This is a genomic window from Streptomyces sp. NPDC059534 (assembly GCF_042743475.1).
Classification (GTDB): domain Bacteria; phylum Actinomycetota; class Actinomycetes; order Streptomycetales; family Streptomycetaceae; genus Streptomyces.
In genome coordinates, this window is sequence record NZ_JBHWAQ010000004.1 from 1 (window position 1) to 22401 (window position 22401).

At 73.2% G+C, this 22401-nt stretch carries 23 protein-coding genes and 1 riboswitch; of the genes, 8 read left to right on the forward strand and 15 right to left on the reverse strand.

The window, feature by feature from the left end:
- Window positions 1-47: 47 nt before the first annotated feature.
- From ACFVZH_RS05945 to ACFVZH_RS05970, 6 genes are all read right to left on the reverse strand, one after another.
- Window positions 48-620 carry a GAF domain-containing protein gene (locus ACFVZH_RS05945; RefSeq protein ID WP_384893672.1) on the reverse strand — a complete coding sequence of 191 codons (573 nt, stop codon included), beginning with the start codon at window positions 618-620 and terminating at the stop codon, window positions 48-50.
- A complete protein-coding gene (locus tag ACFVZH_RS05950) occupies window positions 617-1240 on the reverse strand; it encodes an ATP/GTP-binding protein (protein ID WP_384893674.1) in 624 nt (207 codons plus the stop codon). Before ACFVZH_RS05950 ends, ACFVZH_RS05945 begins: the two co-directional genes overlap by 4 nt.
- A complete protein-coding gene (locus ACFVZH_RS05955; RefSeq protein ID WP_384893676.1) occupies window positions 1218-1589 on the reverse strand; it encodes a DUF742 domain-containing protein in 372 nt (123 codons plus the stop codon). The genes ACFVZH_RS05950 and ACFVZH_RS05955 overlap by 23 nt, the downstream gene beginning before the upstream one ends.
- A 2-nt stretch (window positions 1590-1591) precedes the next feature.
- On the reverse strand, window positions 1592-2026 hold the full coding sequence (locus ACFVZH_RS05960) for a roadblock/LC7 domain-containing protein (RefSeq protein ID WP_384893678.1): 435 nt from the start codon (window positions 2024-2026) through the stop codon (window positions 1592-1594).
- 7 nt (window positions 2027-2033) lie between these two features.
- Entirely contained in the window at window positions 2034-3974 is a 1941-nt protein-coding gene (locus tag ACFVZH_RS05965; protein ID WP_384893680.1) for an ATP-binding protein, read from the reverse strand.
- Between the two features lie 374 nt (window positions 3975-4348).
- The gene (locus ACFVZH_RS05970; RefSeq protein WP_384893682.1) at window positions 4349-5620 is read right to left on the reverse strand and encodes an MBL fold metallo-hydrolase; all 1272 of its coding nucleotides are present in this window, start codon (window positions 5618-5620) and stop codon (window positions 4349-4351) included.
- A gap of 131 nt (window positions 5621-5751) precedes the next feature.
- Between ACFVZH_RS05970 and ACFVZH_RS05975 the strand changes: the two genes are divergently transcribed.
- Together ACFVZH_RS05975 and ACFVZH_RS05980 are read left to right on the forward strand one after the other, a co-directional pair.
- Window positions 5752-6930 carry a Glu/Leu/Phe/Val dehydrogenase dimerization domain-containing protein gene (locus tag ACFVZH_RS05975; protein ID WP_384893684.1) on the forward strand — a complete coding sequence of 393 codons (1179 nt, stop codon included), beginning with the start codon at window positions 5752-5754 and terminating at the stop codon, window positions 6928-6930.
- Between the two features lie 67 nt (window positions 6931-6997).
- Window positions 6998-7630, forward strand: a complete 633-nt coding sequence (locus ACFVZH_RS05980; RefSeq protein WP_384893686.1) for a TetR/AcrR family transcriptional regulator — start codon at window positions 6998-7000, stop codon at window positions 7628-7630.
- 299 nt (window positions 7631-7929) lie between these two features.
- Here ACFVZH_RS05980 and ACFVZH_RS05985 read toward each other — a convergent pair whose 3' ends face one another.
- The 3 genes from ACFVZH_RS05985 to ACFVZH_RS05995 all read right to left on the reverse strand — a co-directional run bounded on the left by ACFVZH_RS05985 (window position 7930) and on the right by ACFVZH_RS05995 (window position 10310).
- Entirely contained in the window at window positions 7930-8700 is a 771-nt protein-coding gene (locus tag ACFVZH_RS05985; protein WP_384893688.1) for an SIMPL domain-containing protein, read from the reverse strand.
- Window positions 8701-8896: 196 nt separating this feature from the next.
- Complete coding sequence (locus ACFVZH_RS05990) at window positions 8897-9943, reverse strand: DUF6745 domain-containing protein (protein ID WP_384893690.1); 1047 nt, start codon at window positions 9941-9943, stop codon at window positions 8897-8899.
- A gap of 40 nt (window positions 9944-9983) precedes the next feature.
- Window positions 9984-10310, reverse strand: a complete 327-nt coding sequence (locus ACFVZH_RS05995; RefSeq protein WP_384893693.1) for a hypothetical protein — start codon at window positions 10308-10310, stop codon at window positions 9984-9986.
- A 208-nt stretch (window positions 10311-10518) separates the two neighbouring features.
- On the opposite strand from ACFVZH_RS05995, the gene ACFVZH_RS06000 reads away from it, so the two are divergent.
- The 5 genes from ACFVZH_RS06000 to ACFVZH_RS06020 are packed head-to-tail and all read left to right on the forward strand — an operon-like array spanning window position 10519 to window position 15790.
- Window positions 10519-11478 (forward strand): STM4015 family protein, encoded by a 960-nt coding sequence (locus ACFVZH_RS06000; protein WP_384893695.1) that lies wholly within the window; start codon window positions 10519-10521, stop codon window positions 11476-11478.
- Window positions 11475-12734: an STM4014 family protein gene (locus ACFVZH_RS06005; protein WP_384893696.1), complete on the forward strand. Its 1260-nt coding sequence runs from the start codon at window positions 11475-11477 to the stop codon at window positions 12732-12734. The genes ACFVZH_RS06000 and ACFVZH_RS06005 overlap by 4 nt, the downstream gene beginning before the upstream one ends.
- A gap of 11 nt (window positions 12735-12745) precedes the next feature.
- The gene (locus tag ACFVZH_RS06010) at window positions 12746-13567 is read left to right on the forward strand and encodes an STM4013/SEN3800 family hydrolase (RefSeq protein WP_384894261.1); all 822 of its coding nucleotides are present in this window, start codon (window positions 12746-12748) and stop codon (window positions 13565-13567) included.
- Window positions 13564-14901: an STM4012 family radical SAM protein gene (locus tag ACFVZH_RS06015; protein WP_384893698.1), complete on the forward strand. Its 1338-nt coding sequence runs from the start codon at window positions 13564-13566 to the stop codon at window positions 14899-14901. The genes ACFVZH_RS06010 and ACFVZH_RS06015 overlap by 4 nt, the downstream gene beginning before the upstream one ends.
- A 10-nt stretch (window positions 14902-14911) precedes the next feature.
- Window positions 14912-15790 (forward strand): STM4011 family radical SAM protein, encoded by an 879-nt coding sequence (locus ACFVZH_RS06020; RefSeq protein ID WP_384893700.1) that lies wholly within the window; start codon window positions 14912-14914, stop codon window positions 15788-15790.
- Here the strand turns inward: ACFVZH_RS06020 and ACFVZH_RS06025 are convergent.
- Window positions 15777-16571, reverse strand: a complete 795-nt coding sequence (locus ACFVZH_RS06025; RefSeq protein ID WP_384893702.1) for an SGNH/GDSL hydrolase family protein — start codon at window positions 16569-16571, stop codon at window positions 15777-15779. The two genes, ACFVZH_RS06020 and ACFVZH_RS06025, sit on opposite strands and share 14 nt — an antisense overlap.
- Before the next feature lie 151 nt (window positions 16572-16722).
- Window positions 16723-17700 carry a peptidoglycan DD-metalloendopeptidase family protein gene (locus ACFVZH_RS06030; protein WP_384893704.1) on the reverse strand — a complete coding sequence of 326 codons (978 nt, stop codon included), beginning with the start codon at window positions 17698-17700 and terminating at the stop codon, window positions 16723-16725.
- 4 nt (window positions 17701-17704) lie between these two features.
- Window positions 17705-17890: riboswitch (cyclic di-AMP (ydaO/yuaA leader) on the reverse strand.
- A 360-nt stretch (window positions 17891-18250) separates the two neighbouring features.
- Between ACFVZH_RS06030 and ACFVZH_RS06035 the strand changes: the two genes are divergently transcribed.
- Window positions 18251-19072 carry a tyrosine-protein phosphatase gene (locus ACFVZH_RS06035; RefSeq protein WP_384893706.1) on the forward strand — a complete coding sequence of 274 codons (822 nt, stop codon included), beginning with the start codon at window positions 18251-18253 and terminating at the stop codon, window positions 19070-19072.
- A gap of 6 nt (window positions 19073-19078) precedes the next feature.
- Here the strand turns inward: ACFVZH_RS06035 and ACFVZH_RS06040 are convergent, their stop codons facing one another.
- The 4 genes from ACFVZH_RS06040 to hpnH all read right to left on the reverse strand — a co-directional run bounded on the left by ACFVZH_RS06040 (window position 19079) and on the right by hpnH (window position 22394).
- Window positions 19079-19234, reverse strand: coding sequence for a DUF6126 family protein (locus ACFVZH_RS06040; RefSeq protein ID WP_167534180.1), 156 nt, complete (start codon window positions 19232-19234; stop codon window positions 19079-19081).
- A gap of 34 nt (window positions 19235-19268) precedes the next feature.
- Complete coding sequence (locus ACFVZH_RS06045; protein WP_384893708.1) at window positions 19269-19898, reverse strand: helix-turn-helix domain-containing protein; 630 nt, start codon at window positions 19896-19898, stop codon at window positions 19269-19271.
- 74 nt (window positions 19899-19972) lie between these two features.
- Window positions 19973-21358 carry an aspartate aminotransferase family protein gene (locus ACFVZH_RS06050; RefSeq protein ID WP_384893710.1) on the reverse strand — a complete coding sequence of 462 codons (1386 nt, stop codon included), beginning with the start codon at window positions 21356-21358 and terminating at the stop codon, window positions 19973-19975.
- Between the two features lie 13 nt (window positions 21359-21371).
- Window positions 21372-22394 carry an adenosyl-hopene transferase HpnH gene (gene hpnH / locus ACFVZH_RS06055; protein WP_384893712.1) on the reverse strand — a complete coding sequence of 341 codons (1023 nt, stop codon included), beginning with the start codon at window positions 22392-22394 and terminating at the stop codon, window positions 21372-21374.
- Window positions 22395-22401: the final 7 nt, after the last annotated feature.

The window sequence follows — 22401 nt, forward strand, 5'->3', positions numbered from 1 at the left end:
GTGCGGCGATCGCCGCACCGGGGCTCCGGCGTCTCCCGCGGGGAGGGTCAGAACATGCTGTCCTCGCGGCGGTTGATCTGCTCCATCAGCTCGGCCGCCATCCCCTTGATCGTCTCGAGACCGGCGCGCCCCCACGGCCGGACGTCGGTGTCGACCACGCAGATGGTGCCCAGCGCGACGCCGGTACGGTCGATCAGCGGCGCCCCCATGTACGAGCGGATGCCGATCTCGTCCACGACCGGGTTCCCCGCGAAGCGCGGGTAGTCGCAGACGTCCTCCAGGACGAGGGCCTTGCGCCGGACCACGACGTGCGGGCAGTAGCCGTGGTCACGGGCCATGAAGCGGCCGACGCCGCCCCCGCCCGCGGCGGCCGCGCCGAGGTCGCTGCCCGAGTGGGTGCCCTCGGGGGTGTGCAGTCCGGCGAAGAACTGCCGGTTCTCGTCGATGAAGTTGACCATCGAGAACGGGGCACCGGTCACCTCCGCGAGCCGGTGGGCGAACTCGTCGAACGCCGGGTCCGGCCGCTCCCCGAGACCGAGTTCGCGCAGCCGCTGGACACGGGCCGGCGCCTCCTTGTCGATGGGGGTCAGCAGGAGGTGACCGGTCGGGTCGTAGGTCATGGCGTGGCTCCGTAGCTCGGCACGGTGTCCGGGATGTTGGTGAGGAGGTGCTGCACGAGGGTGAGCAGGGTGCGGATGCCGGAGCTGGAGATCCGGGCGTCGGTGAGGACGACCGGCACCTCCGGCCTGAGGTCGAGCGCGGCCCGTACCTCGTCCGGCTCGTAGCGGTAGGCGCCGTCGAACTCGTTGACCGCGACGACGAACCGGATGCCCCGCCGCTCGAAGAAGTCCACGGCGGAGAAGCACTCCTGAAGCCGGCGGGTGTCGGCGAGGACGACCGCACCGAGCGCGCCTTCGGAGAGCTCGTCCCACATGAACCAGAAGCGCTCCTGCCCCGGCGTGCCGAACAGGTAGAGCACATGGCGGTCGTCGAGGGTGATGCGGCCGAAGTCCATGGCGACGGTGGTCGTCGTCTTGGACTCCACGCCCTCCAGGCTGTCGGTGGCGGCGCTGACCGAGGTCAGCAGCTCCTCGGTGCTGAGCGGTTCGATCTCGCTGACCGCGCCCACGAGGGTCGTCTTGCCCACGCCGAATCCGCCCGCCACCAGGATCTTGAGTGCGGTGGGGAAGGGATCGGCCGTGGAGCCGTCGTGGCGCTCAGAGCCGTTGTCGTAGGCCATCGAGCACTGCCTCCAGCAAGGAACGGTCGGTTGGGTAGGCGTGGAAGCGGGGCGCTCGGGCGGTGATCGCCCCGCAGTCCACGAGGTCGGAGAGCAGGACCTTGGTCACCACGGCAGGGAGCCGTAAGTGCGCCGCGATCTCGGCCACCGAGGTGGGTCCGTCGCACAGTCCGAGGGCCAGGCTGTGCTCGGGCCCCATGTGCGTCTGCGGTGACGATCCGGTCGCCATCACCATCGACAGCAGGTCGAGCGCCGTGGTCGGCTGGGTCCGGCCACCGCTGACGGTGTACGGGCGGATCAGCCGGCCGGCGGCGTCGTCGAGCCAGGGCCCTTCCTGAGGGGTCGTCACGTTCACTGCCCGAGGCCACCGACCACGCCGGCGGCCTGCCGGGCGGGGGTGACCAGGTACGGCCGGACGCTCTTGACGAGCATCGCCATCTCGTATCCGAGGACGGCGGCGTCCGCCTCGCGTCCGGCCAGGACGGCCAGGCACGTGCCGGAGCCCGCGGTGGAGACGAACAGGAGGGTGGAGTCGAGCTCCACGACCACCTGACGGACCTCGCCGCCGTCGCCGAACCGGGCGCCCGCGCTGCGGCCGAGCGAGTACAGCCCGGAGGCGAGGGCCGCCATGTGGTCGGCGGCGTCGGGGTCGAGGCCGTGGACGGATTTCACGAGACCGTCGGAGGAGAGCAGAACGGCGTTGCGGGTGTACGGGACCCGCTGGACCAGTCCGCTCAGCAGCCAGTCGAGGTCCGAGGAATGGCCGGTCGGCACATTGCTCGCCATGGTGCATCTACTCCTTGTGCGCGTCGCCTGGACGCAGCGCTTCTTGGGGGGCGGGCTGGGACTCGGCGAGGCCGATTCCACGCTGGAACGCGGCCATCAGACCGGGGTCGTGCAGGGCGTGCTCCTCGGGCCTCCGGGCCACGGGCTCGTCGCGCAGCTGCGGGACGAGGTGCTCCTGGGCGCGCCGCTTGGGGAGCAGCGGGCGGCCGGTCTCCTCGGCACGGGGGGCCGGGGGGAGCGGTGAGACCAGGGAGGCGGGCGGGGCCGAGTGGTCGGCGCCGCCCGACGGTTCCGATATCACGGGGGCGTGATCGAAGTTCGCGTACACGTTCGACTGCACGCTCGTACGGGGGTACGTGAGTGCGCCGGACCCAGGGGCGGGCTCGTGGCGGGCGGCGGCCCGCTCCGCGAAGGGCGCGGACCGCGGTGCGGGGGCGGCGGGGGCCGTCCCGTGCGGCGCGGCGGGCTCGGATGCCGTGGCGTGGGCCGGGGAGGGCGCCGCCACCGGGCTCGGCATCGGGGCCGTGAGCGGGTTGTGGACCGGAGCCGTCAGCGGGTTCTGCGCGGGGACCGGGGCCGGGGCCGTCAGCGGCGCGGCGGACGGCGGCGCGGGCTGCGGCTGCATCTGCACCTGGCCGGGCGGGACCGCGGAGGATCCGGCGGTCGCGGCGGTCTGGCGCTCGTGCTGCGCGAGTCCCTCGGGGTCGGCGCCGAGAAGGCCCTGCGGGAGGACCAGGACCGCCTGGACACCGCCGTAGATGTTGGACTGCAGGCGGACGGCGATGCCGTGCCGCCGGGCCAGCGCCGAGACGACGAAGAGTCCGATGCGCCCGTCCTGGAGCAGGTGCGCGACATTCACCTGGTCGGGGTCGGCGAGCAGGGCGTTCATCTTGTTCTGCTCGGTGACGGGCATGCCGAGACCGCGGTCCTCGACCTCGATCGCGAGGCCGGCCGTGACGTACTGGGCGCGCAGCAGCACCGTGGTGTGCGGCGCGGAGAACAGCGTCGCGTTCTCGACGAGTTCGGCGAGGAGGTGGATGACGTCGGCCACGGCATGGCCCCGGAGCGTACCGTCGATCGGGGGGACCAGCTTCACCCGCGGGTACTGCTCGACCTCGGCGATGGAGGAGCGCAGCACCTCGGTCATGGTGACCGGGTTCGACCACTGGCGGCGCGAGATGGCGCCGCCGAGGACGGCGAGGTTCTCGGCGTGCCGGCGGATGCGCGTGGCCAGGTGGTCGACGTGGAACAGGCCCTTGAGCAGCTCCGGGTCCTCGACCTCGTTCTCCAGCTCGTCGAGGAGCTGGATCTCGCGGTGGACCAGGGACTGCAGGCGCCGGGCGAGGTTGACGAAGACCTCGACCTTCTGTTCGTTTCCGACGCTGCTGGAGAGTCGGGACGCCTGGACGACGGCGGCGACGGCGGCCTCGTGGGACCGGTTCAACTCCTGCGAGAGGAGGTCGAATTCGTCACCCGTGACGGCGCCGGTCGGCAGGGCGGGGCGGGGCGGGATGCCCTCTCCCTTGCGCAACTGTTCGACGACGGTGCGCAGTTCGCTCTGACCGCGGGCGCTGCTGCGGCGCAGGGCGTTGCAGCGGTCCAGGACCGCCTTGGCCGCCCGGTCGGCGCCGAGCGCGGCGGCCGTCACGGAGGCGACCGTGAGGGCGGCCGCGCCGGTGAGCGCGGCCCAGAGGCCGGGGGTGGGGCTGGCTCCGGTGGAGCGGATGGTGAAGAGGACGGCCGCCGCGCCGCCGAGTGCCACAGCGACGGCGGGGAGCACGGAGGTGCGCAGGAGTTGGGGGCGTATGCGGGCTTCCGTGGAAAGCGGCGCGGGGGGCTGTGCCGGCGCGGTGCTGCTGGTGCCGGAGGCGGAGCGGGCGCCTGACCGGCCGTGCCGCCCGCCCTCGCGTCGGTCGGACCGCGAGGCGGGTGCGCGAAGTTGAGACATGAGTGTCCTTGGTACGTGCCCGGGAATCGGCGTACTGCGGGAGTGTTCTACGGGGGTCTACGGGGGTCTACGGGGGTGTTCTACGTGGGGGGTGCGATGAGCCTACCGATGATCATCAACCACACACTGTAGTCGTCAACCGTTCATGTGCGGTGCGCAGTTGGCAAACTTACCCGTAGTCCGGCCCGGTCTGGTATCGCCCCCCACACGACAGGCCGAGAAGCATCGGCCGAAAAACGACGGTGGCGGCCCGGGGTGCCCGCTGAGCAGGAACGGAAGAGGGCGGAGGCGTTCCCACGCCTCCGCCCTCTGCGGAAATCGTTCCGTAACGGAATCCCCCGGAGGGGGTGAGGACCGTCAGGTCCGCCCGCTCGCTACGGCGTACGCGCCGCCTCCGGCGCGCCCCGCCCGCTGTCCGCTCCGGGGTCCCCGGGCGGCCGACCGGTCTCCGGAGCCGCGTGCGCGCCCTCGGCGCCCGCAACCGGACGGTGACCGTCGGTGAGAGCGGAACCTCCCCAGCCACCCTCGGGGACCCGGGCGACCGGACGCCACCAGGGCGTGTCGGGCAGCCGCTCGGCGCCGGGCTCGAAGGGCTCGCCGGGGATCGGCAGGGCGATCCGCTGGGCGGCCCCCGTCGCGGCCTCGACCGTGCCTTCGCCCGGCTCGGCCCACGGGTGCGGCGCCAGGTTGAAGGTGCCCCAGTGGATCGGCAGCATCACACCGCCGGGCCCGCCGCCCTGGAGGTCCAGGTGGGCCCGCATCCCCTCCTCGGGGGTCATGTGGATGTCGGTCCAGAACTCCGAGTACGCGCCGATCTGGATCATGGTCGCGTCGAAGGGGCCGTGGGCCGCGCCGATGTCCTTGAAGCCGGAGAAGTAGCCGGTGTCACCGCTGTGGAAGATCCGGTGGGCGGGCCCCGCCACCACCCAGGAGGCCCAGAGCGTCATCTGCCGGTTGCGCAGTCCGCGGCCGCAGAAGTGGCGGGCCGGGGTGGCCGTGAGCGTCAGCTCGCCGATCTGGGTGGACTCGTTCCAGTCCAGCTCGCGCAGGCGGGAGGCGGCCACGCCCCAGCGCTCCAGGTGCGCGCCGACGCCCAGCGGCACCGCGAAGACGGTGTCGGTGGTGGCGAGCGCCTTGATCGTCGGCAGGTCGAGGTGGTCGTAGTGGTCGTGCGAGATCACCACGACGTCGACCGGGCCCAGCGCGGCGAGCGGCAGCGGCACCGGGTGGAGCCGCTTGGGACCGGCGAAGGGGAAGGGCGAGCAGCGGTCGCCCCAGACGGGGTCGAAGAGGACCCGGTGGCCGTCGATCTCCGCGAGGACGCCGGAGTGCCCCATCCAGGTGAGGCGCAGCCCGGTGGCCGGGGGCTTGGCCAGGTCGGCCAGGGTGGTCGGATGGACGGGGATCGTGCCGGTGGGGGCGCGGCGCGTGCGTCCTTCCTTGTCGAAGTAGATCTTGGCGAACTCGACACCGGAGCCGGAGGGGCCGCGTCGGGCCGGTTCGGGGTTCTGGAAGATCCCGTCCGCGAAGTTCGGCGAACGGAGGATGCGGGCGAGGCGCGCTCCCGTGGGATCCGCGCCGAAGGACTCGGGGCGCAGCGCGCGCAGCCGGGCGCGCGGCGAGCGGTCGGAGCCGGTACCGGTCACAGGACCTCCTGATCTCTGGGGGTCGTTCCATTATGGGCGGCCCGCGCAGCGAACGGCCGGGACGGTCGTCCATACTGAATCGCTGTTCAGTAAGGCCGCCCGGCCGACCGTCCCTCCCGAGGAGCCTCCCGATGCGTACCGACCCCCTGCTTTCCGTCGGCTGGACCGACCACGTGACCGGCCGCCGGGGCCACCTGGTCGTCGACCGGCTGGTGCGCGGCGTGGCCAGCGGCGGCCTGCGGATGCGGGAGGGGTGCACGGCGGAGGAGGTGGCCGGGCTGGCCCGCGGGATGACGATGAAGGAAGCCCTGCACTACGACCCCACGGCCCGGTACGTGCCCCTGGGCGGCGCCAAGGGCGGCATCGACTGCGACCCCCGCTCCCCGGAGGCGTACGGCGTCCTGGTGCGCTACCTGCGCGCGATGCGGCCCTACGTGGAGCGGTTCTGGACCACCGGGGAGGACCTGGGGCTCACCCAGGAGCTGGTGGACCGCGCGGTGGCCGAGGTGGGCCTGGAGTCCTCGGTGCAGGCCGTGTACCCGCTCCTGGAGGACGAGGACGCGGCCCGGAAGCGGCTCGCCGACGCGTTCGCGATCGAGGTCGACGGCATCGGGCTCGACGAGCTGGTCGGCGGCCTCGGGGTGGCCGAGTCCGTGCTCGTGGCCCTGGACCGGGCCGGCCACGCGTACGCCGGGACCCGGGTGTCCCTCCAGGGCCTCGGGACCATGGGCGGGGCGACCGCCCGGTTCCTCGCGCGGGCCGGGCTGCGGGTGGTGGCCGTGGCCGACGTCCGGGGCACGATCGTGAACCCCGGCGGGCTCGACGTGGAGGCGCTCCTCGCCGCCCGCGACGCCCACGGCGCCGTCGACCGCTCCGCGCTGCGGCCCGGGGACCGGGAGGAGCCGGCGGACGCCTGGCTGTCGGCGGAGGCGGAGGTGCTCGTCCCCGCGGCCGTCTCGTACGCGATCGACGCCGGGAACCAGGCACGGATCACGGCCCGCTGGATCGCCGAGGCGGCCAACATGCCGGTCCTTCCGGAGGCGGAGGAGGCGCTGTCCGCCCGCGGGGTGACCGTACTGCCGGACGTGGTCGTGAACTCCTGCACCAACGCCTGGTGGTGGTGGACGCTCTTCGGCGACATCGAGGCCGACGCCGACCAGGCGTTCGACCGGGTGCGCGGGGCGATGCGGACACTGGTCGGCGGGATGCTGGACCGGGCGGCGACGGACGGCACGAGCCCGCGCGCCGCGGCGCACGCGCTGGTGGCGGAACGGCTGCCGGTGATCGCCGAACGCTACGGCTGGTACTGACCCGGCCACCGCCCGGCACCGAAGTTGATCATGCCCGTGTCATGTGCAGCTGTGTAGGCTGCACGGCGTGGCGAGAGTGCGGTTGAGCGTGGCGGAACGGCGGGACGAGCTGCTGCGGGCCGCGGTCGAACAGATCGAGGCGCGCGGTGTCGCGGCCGTCCGCGTCTCCGACGTCGCCACCGCGCTCGGCGTGAGCAACGCCCTGGTGCTCTACCACTTCTCCACCAAGGAGAAGCTGGTCGCCGCCGCCTTCGCCCACGCCGCCGAGGCTGACCTCGCCCACCTGCGCCGGCTGCTCGGCCGCCGCGCCACGGCTGTACGGCGGCTCCGGGCCGCGGTGCGCTGGTACGCCCCGACCGGCCAGGCCAAGGGCTGGCGGCTGTGGATCGAGGGCTGGGCCGCCTCGCTCCGCGACCCCGGTCTGCGCCGGGTCGCCGCCTCGCTCGACCAGGAGTGGAAGGCGGCGCTGACCCGCGTGATCGCGGAGGGGGTCGCCGCCGGCGAGTTCTCCTGCCCGGACCCGGCCGCCGCCGCCTGGCGCCTCACCGCCTTCCTCGACGGCCTCGCCGTCCAGACCACGGCCTACGCCGGATCCCTCTCCCGCACCGCCATGCTCCGCTGGGCGGACGCCGCCCTCGCCCGGGAACTCGGCCTGCCGGACGACCAGCCGGACCCGACCCCGGAACCCACGCCACGGTAAGTCCGCGACACCCGGCGCCCTGCCCGGTCCGACCTTGGCCCCCGCACTCTGGTGACCGACCGCCCCGGTACCTTGCCCGGCCCGACCCCGGCCCGCCGCCCGGACCCGCGTCCGTGATGCCGGCCCGGCAGGCGGACCGCCCCTCGGCGACCGGCCCGGGCCCCGGCCCCGCATCGCGGTGACCCGCCGTCCCGGCACCCTGCCCGGTCCGACCCCGACCCCGGCCCCGACCCGCCGACCGACCCCGGCCCGCCGACCGGACCCGCGCCACGGTGACCGGCTGCCCGGCAGTTCTCCTGTCAGACGAGCTCGAAGACCGCCGAGACCGTGACCTGCTCCTCGATCTCGCCGGGGGCCAGGGGCACGCTCGGCTCGTCCGCGGCGATGCCGGGCATCGCGCCGGCGCCGGGCCGCACGGACTCGCCCTCGCTCAGCGAGACCAGCCGGCCGAGCCGGTGGCCGCTGAGCCGCGCGTGCTGAGCGGCCTTGTCGTACGCGTCCTGGTAGGCGGCCTCGCGCGCCCTCACCCGCAGCGCCGAGGGGTCTGCGACGTCGAAGACGACACCGTTGATACGGCCCGAGTCGCCCGTGGCGTCGTTGACGGCGCCGACGACCTGACCGGTCTTGTCGATGTCGCGGACCTTCACCGAGAAGGACTGCCCGGCCTGGTACCCGGTGACCTTGCTCTCGCCCGCCGCGTTCTGGGTGTACACGGGGGACAGGGAGAGGCTGTCGGTACGGATGTCCCGGTCGGGGATCCCCTGCCGGTGCAGCACGTCGAGCAGGGCCTCGGCCCCCGTGCCCTGCGCCGCCATCGCCTCCTTCGCCGTCTTCCGGGTGGCCTCGACGCCGACGGAGAGGATCGCCAGATCCGGCGCCGAGGACGCGCGCCCCTGCCCGGTGACGGTGACCGTCGCGGGCGCGGGCTCCTGGGCGGCGACGGGCACGGCCGTCCGCGCGGGCGCCGCGGCCAGGGCGGGAGCCGCGGTGCCGACGAGGAGGCCGCCGAGTACGGCGGTGGCGGCGAGCAGACGGGCGGTGCGGGCGGCGCTGGGTCGGCGGATCGTCACGGGCGGTCCCTTCGGGAGTGGCTGCCGGTGCTCCGGCGGGCACATCCCAGCACCCGGCGGCGCCGCCTCCGCCACGCCACTCCTGACCGCCGTCTCCCTTCACCTCTCCGTACCAGCCGGGGCCGCCCCGGCGGGCCGTGCCAGGCGATGTCCTGCCGATCACGCAGCGAGCCCCACCTGGCCGACAAGACACCCCCTAGGTCTGCACGAGCGGCGCGTACGCCTCGGGGCGCAGTCCGAAGGTCCAGGCGACGCCCTCCCGGGCGGTGCGGGTCGTGGGCGGCACGCGGAGCCAGTAGGTGCGGTGGCTGCCGTCGGGCTCGGGCGTGGAGTTGACGACCTCGACCATCACCACGTCCTCGTCGTCGGCCAGGTCGATCCGCCAGAGGACACCGGTCTCGTCGCGGTGCTGGTGCCGGGCGTCCGAGGCGGTGAGGTAGCGGTCGTAGCCGTAGTACTCCAGCATCACGCGGCGCAGTTCGGCGTTCTCCTCGTCCCGTATCCGCTCGGGGGTGAGGTCCGCGAGGCCGGAGAGGAACGCGGCGGGCACGGACATGCCCCGCCACGCGTGCAGGGCGAAACCGTCGGGGAAGGCGAGCGCGGGCCCGTCCCCCCGGTCGAGCCGTCCGGCCTCGTCCCGGTGCAGCTCGACCGGGCGCTCGCAGACCACGGCGACGTCCTCGTACGGCCACCACCAGCCGGCGTGCGCGGCCACGGCGGCGAGACCCGCGAGGCGCTCGCCGTGCCCGTCGAAGGCGGCGAGCCAGGCGGCGTCGTGCTGGCCGAGCACCGCGTCGAGCAGCAGCAGCCGCACGCCGGCCGCGGTCGCGTCGGCCGCCGTGCCGTCGGGATCGCCGGACACCGCGACCGCTTCCGCCACGGCCTCCGCCACCGCGGCCCGTATCCGGTCGGCGAGGGCGCGGGTGGGATCCCACAGGGCCGCCCCGGTCCGCTGCCAGTGGTCGGCCCAGCCGGCGGGGCCCAGCACGTCGTGGACACGGCGCCGTTCCGCCGCCCACGGCCGGGTGCGCACCTCGTCCCGCACCGAACGGCCCTGGTCCGTCAGGCCCCGCAGGAGCGTGACGGCCGCGAGCGGCGAGTCGGCCCAGAGGACCCGGCGCGGCTCGGCGAGGCCCGCGGTGCGGTAGGCGAGCCGGAGGCCGGCCTCGGCGGCGGCGCGATCGGCCGGTCCGGTGGCCGCGGCGACGGCCCGCCACCTGTCCCGCACGGTGGTGTCGTTCATGTCGGTCTCCCCCACGTCCTTCGTTCCTCTCCGGCGGACGTCAGTCCGCGATGATCCGGTACGCGCCGGGCACGTACTCGCGCTGGCGCACCACCCGGTACCAGCCCTTGGGCAGCGGAATCGGGGCGTGCTCCTCGTGCACCACCCGGCCGCCCTCGGGAAGTTCGAGCAGGAACGGGCCGAACGGCCCCTGTTCCCGCACCAGCCGGCCGGGGCCGGGAACGGCGTGGGCGTGGCCGGTGACCTCGCCGAGGGCGAGGACCAGCCGGCCCCTGGCGTCCCTGGGCTCCCCCGCCGCGGTCCTCGCCCGCGCCGGAACGGCCGTCTCCTCGACGGGCGCGATGAGCACGTCTCCCTGCCGGTACATGGCTCTCCCCTCGCCGTCCGGCTCGGTCAGCCGAACACGGGAACGACGCTAGAGGGAGGCACTGACAACGGGCCCGCGGCGGCACCCGGGCGGGCCGGCGGCGGGCCCGGGCCGCACCGGGGCGACCCGGCCACGGGCGTTGTCGGTGGCACTTGGTAGAACTCTTTCCGTCAGCCGACCCCTCTCGTCCGTTGTCTGGAGCACCGTCATGACCGTTGGTCACCACCTGCAGGAATTCCACGGCCTGCCCGTGTTCGACTTCCCGGGCGCCGACGCGCGGGGCGAGCTCCCCGACGCCGACCGGGTCGCCTGGCGGATCTCCGCCCCGACGTACTCCGACCCCGGGGACGAGCTGTGGGAGCCGCAGTTCGAGCGGTTCCTGAAGACGGTCGACACCGGACGGGTGCGCGCGCTGGTCGTCGGCGGGTGGGACGAGGCGTACGAGAACTCGTCGGCCGACATCGTCACCGCGCTGATGGGCGCCAACAACCGGCTGACGGGCCTGGCGGCGGTGTTCCTCGGGGACATGACCGGCGAGGACTGCGAGATCTCGTGGATCGTCCAGTCCGACGTGACGCCGCTGCTCGCCGCCTATCCTGCGCTGCGCGAGTTCGGTGTGCGCGGGGGTTCGTCCCTGGCCTTCCCGTCGGTGCGGCACACGGGTCTGGAGACCCTGGTGGTGGAGACGGGCGGCCTCCGCGCCGAGGTGGTGCGCGGCATCGTGGGCAGTGACCTGCCCGCCCTGGAGAACCTGGAACTCTGGCTCGGCACCGACGAGTACGGCGGCGACAGCACCCCGGAGGACCTGGCGCCGCTGCTCGCCGGCACCGCCTTCCCCGCCCTGCGCCGGCTGGCCCTGCGCAACAGCGTCGTCCAGGACGCGGTGGCCGCCGCCGTGGCGGGCGCGCCCGTGGTCGCGCGGATCGAGCGGCTCGACCTCTCCATGGGCGTGCTCACCGACGAGGGGGCGGCGGCGCTCCTCGACGGGCAGCCGCTGACGCACCTCGCCCACCTGGACGTCTCCCACCACTACCTCTCCGAGGCCATGCGGGAGCGGGTCCGTGCCGCGCTCGTCCCGCACGGCGTGACCGTCGACCTCGGCGACGCCCAGGAGCCGGAGGACGACGGGGACGGCGAGGTCTACCGGTACGTCGCGGTCGCCGAATGACCGTCGGCCCGCGTCCCGTCGCCGCCGGCCCCCGCCCGGTGGTCGTCGGCCCGCGGCCGGTGGTCGTCGGTGATCCGGCGGGCCGCCGCGTCGCGTTCCTCCAGGACGCGCTGCGGGCCGCCGGGCTGCCCGGGGCGCGGGTGGTGTCCTGGCCCGAGGTGCTGAGCGGCGGGGCGCGGTTCGACGCCGGCGAGACCGTACGGCTGGACTCGCCCGGCGAGGACCCGGCGGCCGACCGGCTGCTGCGCGACGTCGACGATCCGGCCCGGGTCGAGGGCAGCGGCCTCTGGTACGCGCGGTTCACCGCGGCCGTGGCGGGCCTCGCCCGGACCGTCGCGGAGGCGGGGGCGGCCCTGGTCGACGACCCCGGCGAGCTCCCGGTCCTCTTCGACAAGCGGCTGAGCCACGACCGGCTGCGGTCCGCCGGGGTGCCGGTGCCCGGATCGCCGACGTCCGGTCCCTCCGCCCCCGCCGTGCGCGGCTGGGCGGATGTCCGGGCACTGACCGAGCGGCCGGGTCTGCGCCGGGTGTTCGTGAAGCTCGCGCACGGCTCCTCGGCCTCGGGGGTGCTCGCGGTGGAGACGAACGGCGCGGGCCGGTTCCAGGCGACCACCTCGGTGGAGCGGGGACCCGGCGGGCGGCTCTTCAACTCCCTGCGGGTACGGCGCTACACGAGCGAGCGCGAGATCGCCGCGATCGTGGACGCCCTGGCCCCCGACGGCCTGCACGTCGAGCGCTGGCTGCCGAAGGCCACCCAGGGCGGCCGGGCGGCCGACCTGCGGGTGGTGGTGGTCGACGGGCGGGCCACCCATGCCGTGCTCCGTACCAGCCGTTCCCCCATGACCAATCTGCATCTGGGCGGCGCCCGGGGCGATCTGACGGCCGCCCGGGCCGCGATCGCCGCCGCCGGGGGACGCTGGGAGGACGCGCTCGGCGTGTGCGAGCGGGCCGCCGCCGCCTTCCCCGGCACCCGTTGCGTGGGTGTCGATCTGCTGCCCGCGACCGGCTGGCGCCGCTTCGCCGTGGGCGAGGTCAACGCCTTCGGCGATCTGCTGCCCGGCCTCACGGGCCTGCCGGGCAGCCCCGCCGAGGGCCTCGACACGTACGCGGCGCAGGTCGCGGCCGTGTTCCCGGGCACCCACGCCACCGGGACGACCGGAACCCCCCGCACCACCGGCACCACCTGCACTACCGGCACCCCCGGAACCACATCGGCCTCCGGAACCCCCCGCACCACAGGAACGAGCACCACGTGAACCAGCCCGACATGAACGCGATCGTCGGCAGCCACGACCTGCTCCTGGTCACCCTCGACACACTCCGGTACGACGTGGCCGTCGAGCTGGTGGCCGAGGGCCGCCTCCCGAACCTGGCCCGCCATCTGCCCGGCGGCGGCTGGGAGCGCAGACACGCGCCCGGGAGCTTCACGTACGCCTCGCACCAGGCGATCTTCGCGGGGTTCCTGCCGACCCCGGCCTCCCCCGGACCGCACCCGCGCCTGTTCGCGGCCCGTTTCGCGGGGAGCGAGACGACCGCCGACGGCACCTTCGTGCACGACACCCCGGATCTGGTCTCGGCGCTCGCGGGCGAGGGCTACCGGACGGTCTGCGTCGGCGGGGTGGGCTTCTTCAACCGGCAGCCGCCGCTGGGCACGGTGCTGCCGGACCTCTTCCAGGAGAGCCACTGGGAGCCCTCCTTCGGGGTCGCCTCGCCGACCTCCTTCGAGTCTCAGGTCACGCGCGCCGAGGAAGTGGTGGCCGGGCTTCCCCCCGAGCGCCGGCTCTTCCTCTTCGTCAACGTCTCCGCGCTGCACCAGCCCAACTGGTTCCATCTGCCGGGGGCGACCCGCGAGGCGGGCGACTCCCGGGAGACGCACGCGGCCGCCCTGGAGTACGTCGACCGGCACATCGGACGCCTCTTCGCCGCGATGAGCAGCCGCCGCCCCTGCTTCGCGATCGTCTGCTCCGACCACGGCACCGCGTACGGCGAGGACGGCCACACCGGCCACCGGCTCGGCCACGAGGTCGTGTGGACCGTGCCGTACGCGCAGTTCGTCCTGCCGGGACCCGACCGGGAGGCCGCCGCGTGAGCACCCCCACCCCCCGCCCGTACGGCGGCTACGTCTACGCCTACCCGCACAAGACGGCCTACCGGGCGCTCCCCGGGCGGCCCGCCCTCCGCGGCCTCTGGGCGGACGAGCCGAAGGACGCGCTCTCCCTCTACGCGCACATACCGTTCTGCGAGGTCCGCTGCGGCTTCTGCAACCTCTTCACCCGGGTCGGCGCCCCGGACGAGCTGACGACCCGCTACCTCGACGCCCTCGACCGCCAGGCCACGGCCGTGCGCGAGGCCCTGGGCGACGACGGGCCGGTACGGTTCGCGACGGCCGCGTTCGGCGGCGGCACGCCCACCTTCCTCACCGCAGGCGAGCTGGAGCGGCTCTGCGACATCGCCGAGAAGCGGATGGGCGCGGACCTGCGGGCGGTCCCGCTCTCGGTGGAGACCTCGCCGTCGACCGCGACCGCCGACCGGCTCTCCCTCCTCGCCGAGCGGGGCGCGACCCGGCTCAGCATCGGCGTGCAGAGCTTCGTGGAGGCCGAGGCGCGGGCAGCCGTCCGGCCGCAGCGCCGCGCCGACGTGGAGGCGGCGCTCGGCCGGATCCGGGACACCGGCGTCCCCGTGCTGAACATCGACCTGATCTACGGGATCGACGGGCAGACGGAGCGGTCCTGGCAGGTCTCGCTGGACGCGGCCCTCGCCTGGCGGCCCGAGGAGCTGTACCTCTACCCGCTGTACGTGCGCCCGCTCACCGGTCTCGGCCGGATCCAGGATCCCGCGGCCGCCGACCGCGCGTGGGACGAGCAGCGGCTCCTCCTCTACCGGTACGGCCGGGACCATCTCCTCGCGCACGGCTACGAGCAGGTGTCGATGCGGATGTTCCGCCGCGCGGACGCCGCACCGCTCGGGCCCGACGACCACGCCTGCCAGACGGACGGCATGATCGGCCTGGGCTGCGGGGCCCGCTCGTACACCTCGGCGCTCCACTACTCCTTCGACTACGCCGTCGACATGCGGGAGATCCGCTCTCTCATCGACGCCTACACGGAGACCGAGGACTTCGCGCACGCCGAGGTGGGCCGCGCGATGGACGGGGACGAAGCCCGGCGGCGCCATCTGCTGCAGTCGCTGCTCCAGGCGCAGGGCATGCCGCTCGCCGGGTACGAGGAGCGGTTCGGCACCTCGCCGTTCGAGGACCTTCCCGCGGAGCTGGGCCGGTTCGAGGCGTTCGGCTGGCTGGACGGGGACGCCCCGGCGGGTCTCCTGAGGTTGTCGCCGGAGGGCCTCGCGCACTCCGACGGGCTCGGCCCCGAGCTCTTCTCCCCCGCCGTGCGCGCCGCGATGGCCGCGTACGAGGCGAAGTAGCGGGCCCGGCATGGACCTGACCGTGCTCTACCGGGGCCCGCTCTCCTCGTGCGACTTCGACTGCCCGTACTGCCCCTTCGCCAAGCGGCGGGACAGCCCCGAGCTGCTGCGCGCGGACCGGGCGGCGCTCGACCGGTTCACCGGGTGGGCCGCCGGTCAGGCCGGCGACCGGCTGCGGATCCTCTTCACGCCGTGGGGCGAGGGGCTGGTGCGCTCCTGGTACCGGCGGGCGCTGGTCGAGCTGTCCCGGCTGCCGCACGTCGAGCGGGTGGCGATCCAGACCAATCTGAGCTGCCGCACCGGCTGGCTGGCGGAGGCGGACCCGGAGCGCGTGGCGCTCTGGTGCACGTACCACCCGGGCCAGACGCCGTACGAGCGCTTCCTCGGGAAGTGTCTCGACCTCGCCGAGCGGGGCGTCCGGTTCAGCGTGGGCGTGGTCGGCCTTCCCGAGCACGGGGAGGACGCCCGCCGGCTGCGCGCCGCGCTGCCGCCGCACGTCTACCTCTGGGTGAACGCGGCCGAGGGACACACGTACACCGACGCGGAGGCGGCGCGGTGGACGGCGCTCGACCCGCTCTTCCCGTACAGCCGGCATCCGCACCGCTCGGCGGGGCTGCCCTGCCGCACCGGCGAGTCGGTGATCTCGGTGGACGGCGAGGGGACGGTGCGGCGCTGCCACTTCGTCAGGGCCGAGCTGGGGAACCTGTACGACGGCTCGTACCGCGCCGCCCTGCGTCCCCGTGCCTGCCCCCTCGCCGTCTGCGACTGCCACATCGGCTATGTCCACCTGGAGACGCTGCCGCTGTACGACGTGTTCGCCGGCGGGGTCCTGGAGCGGATCCCCGCCGGCCCGGCCACGCCGGTCCTCCCCGGACCTACAGGGGCATGAGGTCGGGGCGCTTGGCCTCTACGTGGTCGCCGGAGCTCTCGCCGCGCAGCCGTCGCCCGATCCACGGCACGAGGTACTCCTTCGCCCAGTGGATGTCGTCCCGGCGCACCTCGAGTGCGCCGCGCGGCGGGACCGGCGGCCAGGGCTGGTCCGGGTCGGCGGGCACCGGCAGGCCGAGGACCTGCGCGGCGCGCAGGGCGACACGGGTGTGGCCGTCCGGCGAGAGGTGCAGCCGGTCGTCGTCCCAGGCGCGCCGGTCCTGGACGGACTTCAGCGACCAGAGGTCGAGGACCGGGCAGCCGTAGCGGTCGGCGATGGCCCGGACGTGCCCGTTGTAGGTGGCGATCTTCCCCCGCAGGTGCTTGAGGAGGATCACGTCGCGGGTGTCGAAGCCGGTGGTCACCATGACGGTGCCGACGGCGGAGGTCAGTTCGGCGACGGCGCGCTCGAAGCGCTCGGCGACTTCGTCGGGGTCCGTGCCGGGGCGGATGATGTCGTTTCCGCCGGCGCAGAAGGTCACCAGGTCGGGGGCGAGTTCCTTCGCCCGGGGGACCTGTTCCGCCACGATCTGGTCGAGGAGGCGCCCGCGCACGGCCAGGTTGGCGTAGCGGAAGGCGTCGTGCTCCGGCAGCTGGTCGGCGAGCAGGACCGCGAAGCGGTCCGCCCAGCCGACGTACGTCCCGTCGGGCCCGGGGTCTCCGACGCCCTCGGTGAAGCTGTCACCGATCGCCGCGTACGACCCGAATGCGTTCTTGTCTCTTGATCTCGAATCGTCTGCCACGGGAGCACATCCTTCCCTTTGGGATGTGACCTACGCGACCGTAAGGAGGGGTTGACGGCGGGTGATATATGCCACCGATAAAGATTCTCCCAAGGCCGGAATACGGCGACGGCCCGGCACATACGTGCCGGGCCGTCGGAGTGCGTCCGCGTCAGACGGAGACGCCGTGCTGGCGCAGGTAGGCCAGCGGGTCGACGTCGGAGCCGTAGTTCGGGGTGGTGCGGATCTCGAAGTGCAGGTGCGGGCCGGTGGAGTTGCCCGTGGAGCCGGAGAGGCCGATCTGCTGGCCGCCGGAGACGGTCTGGCCGGACGAGACGGAGAGGGAGGAGAGGTGCGCGTACTGCGAGTAGTTGCCGTCGGCGTGCTGGATGACGACCTCGTTGCCGTAGGCGCCGCTCCAGCCGGCGGAGACGACCGTGCCGGCGCCGACGGCGCGGACGGTGGTGCCGGAGGAGGCGATGAAGTCGACACCGGTGTGGTAGCCGGAGGACCACATGGAGCCGGAGGCGTGGTACGGGGTGGAGAAGCCGCCGCCGGCGACGGGCGCGACCCAGCCGGAGGCCGAGGTGGAGGAACCGGACGACTGCGCCGTCTGGGACGACTCGGACGCGGAGTTCTCCGAGGTGGCGGCGACCGGGGCGGAGGAGCGCTCGCTGCTGCGGGAGGCGCGCTGGGTGTCGCCGTTCTTCTCCGAGCTCTTCGTGCTCTGGGTGCTCTTGGGGGCGGCGGCCTTGTGCGCGGCCGGCGCGGAGCCCTTGGCGCCGAGGGTGAGCTTCATGCCGGGCAGGATCAGCGAGGGGTTCTCGCCGACGACCTGGCGGTTGTCGGCGTACAGCTTCTGCCAGCCGCCCGCGAGGTGGTGGTCGGCGGCGATCTTCGACAGGTAGTCGCCCCGGACGACGGAGTACGTCTTCGGCGCGGCCTTGGCGGCGGCGGGCGCGGCCTGGACGGCGGCGGCCTTGACCTGGGCGGCGGCGGTGACGGCGGCCGGAGCGGACTGCTCGGCGGCGTGGGCCCCGGTCGCGCCGAGGAGCGGGAGGGCGACGACGGCGCCACCGGTGCCGGCGACGACGAATCCACGCGTGATGGGGTTGATCCTGGTACGGCGGTGCTTACCCTTCGCGGGCATGGCGAATTCCTCTCCGGCGCCTGCGAGGTGAGCTGTCGGGTTCGGGCGGGAGATGCCCGGCCGCATTCTCACGCGGCTTCACCCCAAGCCGTCCTGCATCGCGGGACCGGCGTAGTACCTGGGTCCCCCGCTCCTGCCACACATGGGTGAGTGAATTCCGGACGGTGGCAGGATTCGGCGGTCCGACCGGATTGACGGTGACGCTAGACGAGCGGGGTCGGCGCGAACAACCCACCGTTTTCCAAGGCCATTCCGCGGCACGTCATGCGGCTCGAATTCCGGTCACCCTGTGTGGATGACGGTCCCTCGATCTCCTTTTTCCGTACGGCAATTGCTCCGGGCCGTCGGCCACGATCCGTCACCTTTATGACGCTGCTCACGCGCCCTGCCCCATCTCGCCTGTAACCAGGGCGCGTTATACCTAACGCCTTAATTCGGACAGATCGCCCATTCCCGTCCGAGGGGGTGCGCCGCCCCCGCCCCGCCTGGATGATTGCCCCTGGAACCGATCTCGCGTCGGGCACCCGAACGACGACACCCAGGAGCATCCGTGACGCAGCAGCTTCCGCAGGTACCGCCCACCGAAGCGAACGAGCCCGAGCTGGCGGAGGTCCGCAACTTCCGGGACGTGGGCGGCCTGCCGACGACGGACGGGCGCGCCGTGCACCCCGGCCGCCTCTTCCGCAGCGGACACCTCGCCCACGCCACCGAGAGCGACGCCGCCTTCCTCGCCACGCTGGGACTGCACACCGTCTTCGACTTCCGCAACGAGGCCGACCGGCGGGTCGAGGGCGCGGACGTCGAGCTGCCCGGCGTACGGAACGTGAACATACCGCTGAACGACCCGGCCGACGGCAAGGAGTTCTGGAGGCTGGTGCGCGACGGCGAGATCGCGCAGCTGCGGGAGATCCTCGGCGACGGCAAGGCGGCCGCCAGGATGTCCGACTCGTACCGGAAGATGGTGGTCGAGCGGACCTCGGAGCACAGCCGGATCCTGCACTCCATGGCCGAGGAGAGCGTCCCCGCCCTGATGCACTGCGCGGCGGGCAAGGACCGTGCCGGGCTCGCCATCGCGATCACCCTGCTCGCCGTCGGGGTCGAGCGCGAGGCGATCGAGGCCGACTACGTGAAGTCGAACGACCCGCACCGCCGCTACAAGGTGCGCCGCAGCTCCACCGCCCCCGACGCGATGTCGCCCGAGGTGATGGAGCTGCTGAGCCCGCTCTTCGACGCGCGGGCGGAGTACCTGCGGGCCGCCTTCGAGACGATCGAGGCGACCTGGGGCACGGTGGAGACCTACCTCACGGAGGGCCTGAAGCTGGCCCCGGAGACCCGCGAGCGGCTGCGGGAGCGGCTGCTCACGGAGGCGTAGTCCCGCCTACTGGTTCTGCCCGCCCAGCATGAAGAGCAGGTAGAGGAACCCGGCGAAGAGGTGGCCGGCGATCAGATAGGCGAAGAGGCGCAGCACGAGACCCTTGGGGAACTTGCCCTCCCCGCGCTCCTCGCCGGTCACCGGTGCGGACTTCTCGGACATGTCGGTCCTTTCTTGTCGGACAGGATCAGGCGCGTCAGCGCAGGTGCGGGGTTCCGTCGCCGAGGCACAGCTCGGCCGCGGGGCTCTGCATCAGGGTGTGGACGAAGAGCAGCTCGGCCCCGCCGGGGGTGGCGGCGCCGATCCGGTGCGGGGTCAGCGAGTCGAAGTGCGCGCTGTCCCCGGGATCGAGGACGTGGACGGCCTCGCCGAGCGCGAGCCGCACCCGGCCCTCCAGGACGTGGATCCACTCCTCGCCGGCGTGGACGCGCACGATGTCGGCCCGGGTGGCATACGGCACGTGGACGCGCAGGCACTGGAGGGCGCGTCCGGCGCCGCCGGCCTGGCGATAGATCCAGCCGCCGGCCTCGACGGGCTCGGAGCGGTCGGCCCGGACGACGGGGTCGCGCTCGGGCGGCGCCTCGCCCAGGAGCTCGGAGACCGTCGTACCGTAGATACGGGCGAGGGCGAGCAGCATCGGCAGCGAAGGCTGTCGGTTCCCCGTCTCCAGTCGCGAGAGGTGGGCGGGCGAGAGGGCGGCCCGCTGGGCGGCGGCCTCCAGGGTGAGCCCCCGGCGGCGGCGCAGGGCCCGCAGCTGCGGGGCGACGTCGGGCAGGACGCCGGAGGCGGCGGGGTCCGGGGAGGTTTCCCCGGGGACGTGGTCCATGCCTCCATTCCGCCAGGATCGTGCCTCTGAGGCAAGTTTCTTGCCTCAGAGGCAAAACCCGGCGGGCGATCCGGTCAGCGCTGGGCGACCGCCTGCTTGACCAGGGTCTTCCCGAAGTCCCACATCAGTCCGCCACCGCCGTGGGCCTCGTCCATGACCGCCGTGAAGGCCGTGACGAACCGGTCCACGTCCGCCTCGTCGACGACCAGCGGCGGGATCAGCTTGATCACCTCCAGGTGGTCCCCGGAGACCTGGGTGAGGATCCGGTGCCGCTGGAGCAGCGGGACGACGACCATCTGGGCGAAGAGACCCTTGCGGGCCGCCTGGAGCATCGTCCAGCGGCCGCGCAGCCCCAGCGAGGACGGCCGGCCGAACTCGATCCCGATCATCAGCCCGCGCCCGCGGATCTCGTGCAGCAGCTCGTACCGGGGCACGAGCTCCTTCAGCCGGCCGGAGAGCAGGCCGCCGATCCGGCGGGCGTGCGCGACCGTCCCCTCGGTCTCCATGACCGAGAGGACGGCGAGGCCGGCCGCCATGGCCTGCGCGTTCGAACCGAAGCTCGCCGAGTGGACCAGGACCCGGTCCATCGACGAGTAGACCTTCTTGAAGATCCAGTCCTTGCCGAGGGTGGCGCCGACCGGCACGTAGCCGCCGGAGAGCGCCTTGGCGACGCAGACCAGGTCCGGCTCGACGCCCTCCTCGTGCTGGTAGGCGTAGAAGTCGCCGGTCCTGCCGAGGCCGGTCTGCACCTCGTCCGCGATGAGCAGGGCGCCGTGCCGGTGGAGCAGCTCCTGGGCGGCGCGCAGGAAGCCCGGCGGGGACTCGTGGACGCCCTTGCCCTGGATGGGCTCCACGACGAAGGCGGCCACGTCGCCCTTGCGCAGTTCCCGCTCCAGGGCGTCGAGGTCGCCGAGCGCGATCGCCGTGTCGGGCAGCAGCGGCGCGAAGCCGTCCCGGAAGCCGGCCTCGCCGTTGACGGAGAGGGAGCCGGTGGTGAGGCCGTGGAAGGCGTGGGAGCAGTAGACGACCCTGGGCCGCCCGGTGGCGTACCGGGCGAACTTGAGGGCGGTCTCCACGGCCTCCGTGCCGCTGTTGCCGAAGAAGACCCGGTCGAGGTGCGGGCTGTGGGCGAGCAGCCGTTCGGCGAGCAGCCCGGGGAGCGGCTGGCAGTCGAACCGGGTGAGGTCGGCGAGCTGGGCGTCCAGGACGTCGTGGAGGGCCTTGCGGACGACGGGGTGGTGCCGTCCGAGGCCCATCACGCCGAAGCCGGCGAGCATGTCGAGGTGGTCGACGCCGTCGGCGTCCCAGAAGTGGGCGCCCTCGGCCCGCTCGTACACCTTGTCGAAGCCGATGGTGTGGAGCATCCGCGGCAGCTGGTGGTTGAGGTACCTGGCGTGCAGCTCGTAGCGCTCGCCGCCGCGCTCGGCGAGCAGCGCCCGCAGGTCGAACTCCCCGCTCATCGCTCCCCCGTCCTCACCCGTTGTTCCCGGAGACGGTCTCCCTGATGGCGCGCAGGGACTCCTTGAGGGAGCCCATGGTGGCGAGGACGGCGGTGGGCTCGTATCCGCAGTGCGCCATGCAGTTGGCGCAGCGGGGGTCCTTTCCGCGGCCGTACTTGTCCCAGTCGGTGTCCTCGACGAGTTCGCGGTACGTGGGGACGTAACCGTCGCTCATCAGATAGCAGGGCCGCTGCCAGCCGAAGAGGGAGTAGTTCGGAATGGCCCAGGCGGTGCAGGGGAAGTCCGCCTTTCCTTCCAGGAAGTCGAGGAAGAGCGGCGAGTGGTTGAGCCGCCAGCGGCGCCGGTTTCCGCCGGCGAATGCCTTCTTGAAGAGTTCCCGGGTCTGTTCGACGCCGAGGAAGTGCTCCTGGTCGGGAGCCTTCTCGTACGCGTAGGCGGGCGAGATCATCATTTCGTCGACCTGGAGGTCGTCGTTGAGGAAATTGAGCACCTCGATGATGGTCTGCGGGGTGTCGGTGTTGAAGAAGGTCGAATTGGTGGTGACCCGGAAGCCGCGCCGCTTGGCCTCCTTGATGGCCGCGACCGCCTCGTCGAACACCCCTTCCTTGGCGACGGATTCGTCGTGCCGCTCGCGCAGGCCGTCGATGTGCACGGCGAAGGCGAAGTACGGGGAGGGCGTGAAGTCCGCCAGCTTCTTGCGCAGCAGCATCGCGTTGGTGCAGAGGAAGACGTACTTCCGCCTGGCCACCAACTGGCGCACGATCTCGTGGATCTGAGGATGCATCAGGGGCTCGCCGCCCGCGATGGACACCATCGGCGCCCCGGACTCCAGGACGGCCCCGACCGCCTGCGCGACCGGCATGCGCTGCTTGAGGACACCCGCCGGGTGCTGGATCTTCCCGCAGCCCTCGCACTTGAGGTTGCAGGCGTAGAGCGGCTCCAGCTCGACGATCAGCGGGAACTTGTCCCGCTTGCGGAGCTTCTGTTCGATGAGGTAGGTTCCGACCCGGATGGACTGACGGAGCGGCATGGCCATAACTCGC

Bases quoted from the DNA above. Each gene is read 5' to 3' on its own strand.
- ACFVZH_RS05945 (WP_384893672.1), bottom strand. From the start codon at position 620: ATGACCTACGACCCGACCGGTCACCTCCTGCTGACCCCCATCGACAAG.
- ACFVZH_RS05950 (WP_384893674.1), bottom strand. From the start codon at position 1,240: ATGGCCTACGACAACGGCTCTGAGCGCCACGACGGCTCCACGGCCGAT.
- ACFVZH_RS05960 (WP_384893678.1), bottom strand. From the start codon at position 2,026: ATGGCGAGCAATGTGCCGACCGGCCATTCCTCGGACCTCGACTGGCTG.
- ACFVZH_RS05965 (WP_384893680.1), bottom strand. From the start codon at position 3,974: ATGTCTCAACTTCGCGCACCCGCCTCGCGGTCCGACCGACGCGAGGGC.
- ACFVZH_RS05975 (WP_384893684.1), top strand. From the start codon at position 5,752: ATGCGTACCGACCCCCTGCTTTCCGTCGGCTGGACCGACCACGTGACC.
- ACFVZH_RS05990 (WP_384893690.1), bottom strand. From the start codon at position 9,943: ATGAACGACACCACCGTGCGGGACAGGTGGCGGGCCGTCGCCGCGGCC.
- ACFVZH_RS05995 (WP_384893693.1), bottom strand. From the start codon at position 10,310: ATGTACCGGCAGGGAGACGTGCTCATCGCGCCCGTCGAGGAGACGGCC.
- ACFVZH_RS06000 (WP_384893695.1), top strand. From the start codon at position 10,519: ATGACCGTTGGTCACCACCTGCAGGAATTCCACGGCCTGCCCGTGTTC.
- ACFVZH_RS06005 (WP_384893696.1), top strand. From the start codon at position 11,475: ATGACCGTCGGCCCGCGTCCCGTCGCCGCCGGCCCCCGCCCGGTGGTC.
- ACFVZH_RS06010 (WP_384894261.1), top strand. From the start codon at position 12,746: ATGAACGCGATCGTCGGCAGCCACGACCTGCTCCTGGTCACCCTCGAC.
- ACFVZH_RS06020 (WP_384893700.1), top strand. From the start codon at position 14,912: ATGGACCTGACCGTGCTCTACCGGGGCCCGCTCTCCTCGTGCGACTTC.
- ACFVZH_RS06030 (WP_384893704.1), bottom strand. From the start codon at position 17,700: ATGCCCGCGAAGGGTAAGCACCGCCGTACCAGGATCAACCCCATCACG.
- ACFVZH_RS06040 (WP_167534180.1), bottom strand. From the start codon at position 19,234: ATGTCCGAGAAGTCCGCACCGGTGACCGGCGAGGAGCGCGGGGAGGGC.
- ACFVZH_RS06045 (WP_384893708.1), bottom strand. From the start codon at position 19,898: ATGGACCACGTCCCCGGGGAAACCTCCCCGGACCCCGCCGCCTCCGGC.
- ACFVZH_RS06050 (WP_384893710.1), bottom strand. From the start codon at position 21,358: ATGAGCGGGGAGTTCGACCTGCGGGCGCTGCTCGCCGAGCGCGGCGGC.
- hpnH (WP_384893712.1), bottom strand. From the start codon at position 22,394: ATGGCCATGCCGCTCCGTCAGTCCATCCGGGTCGGAACCTACCTCATC.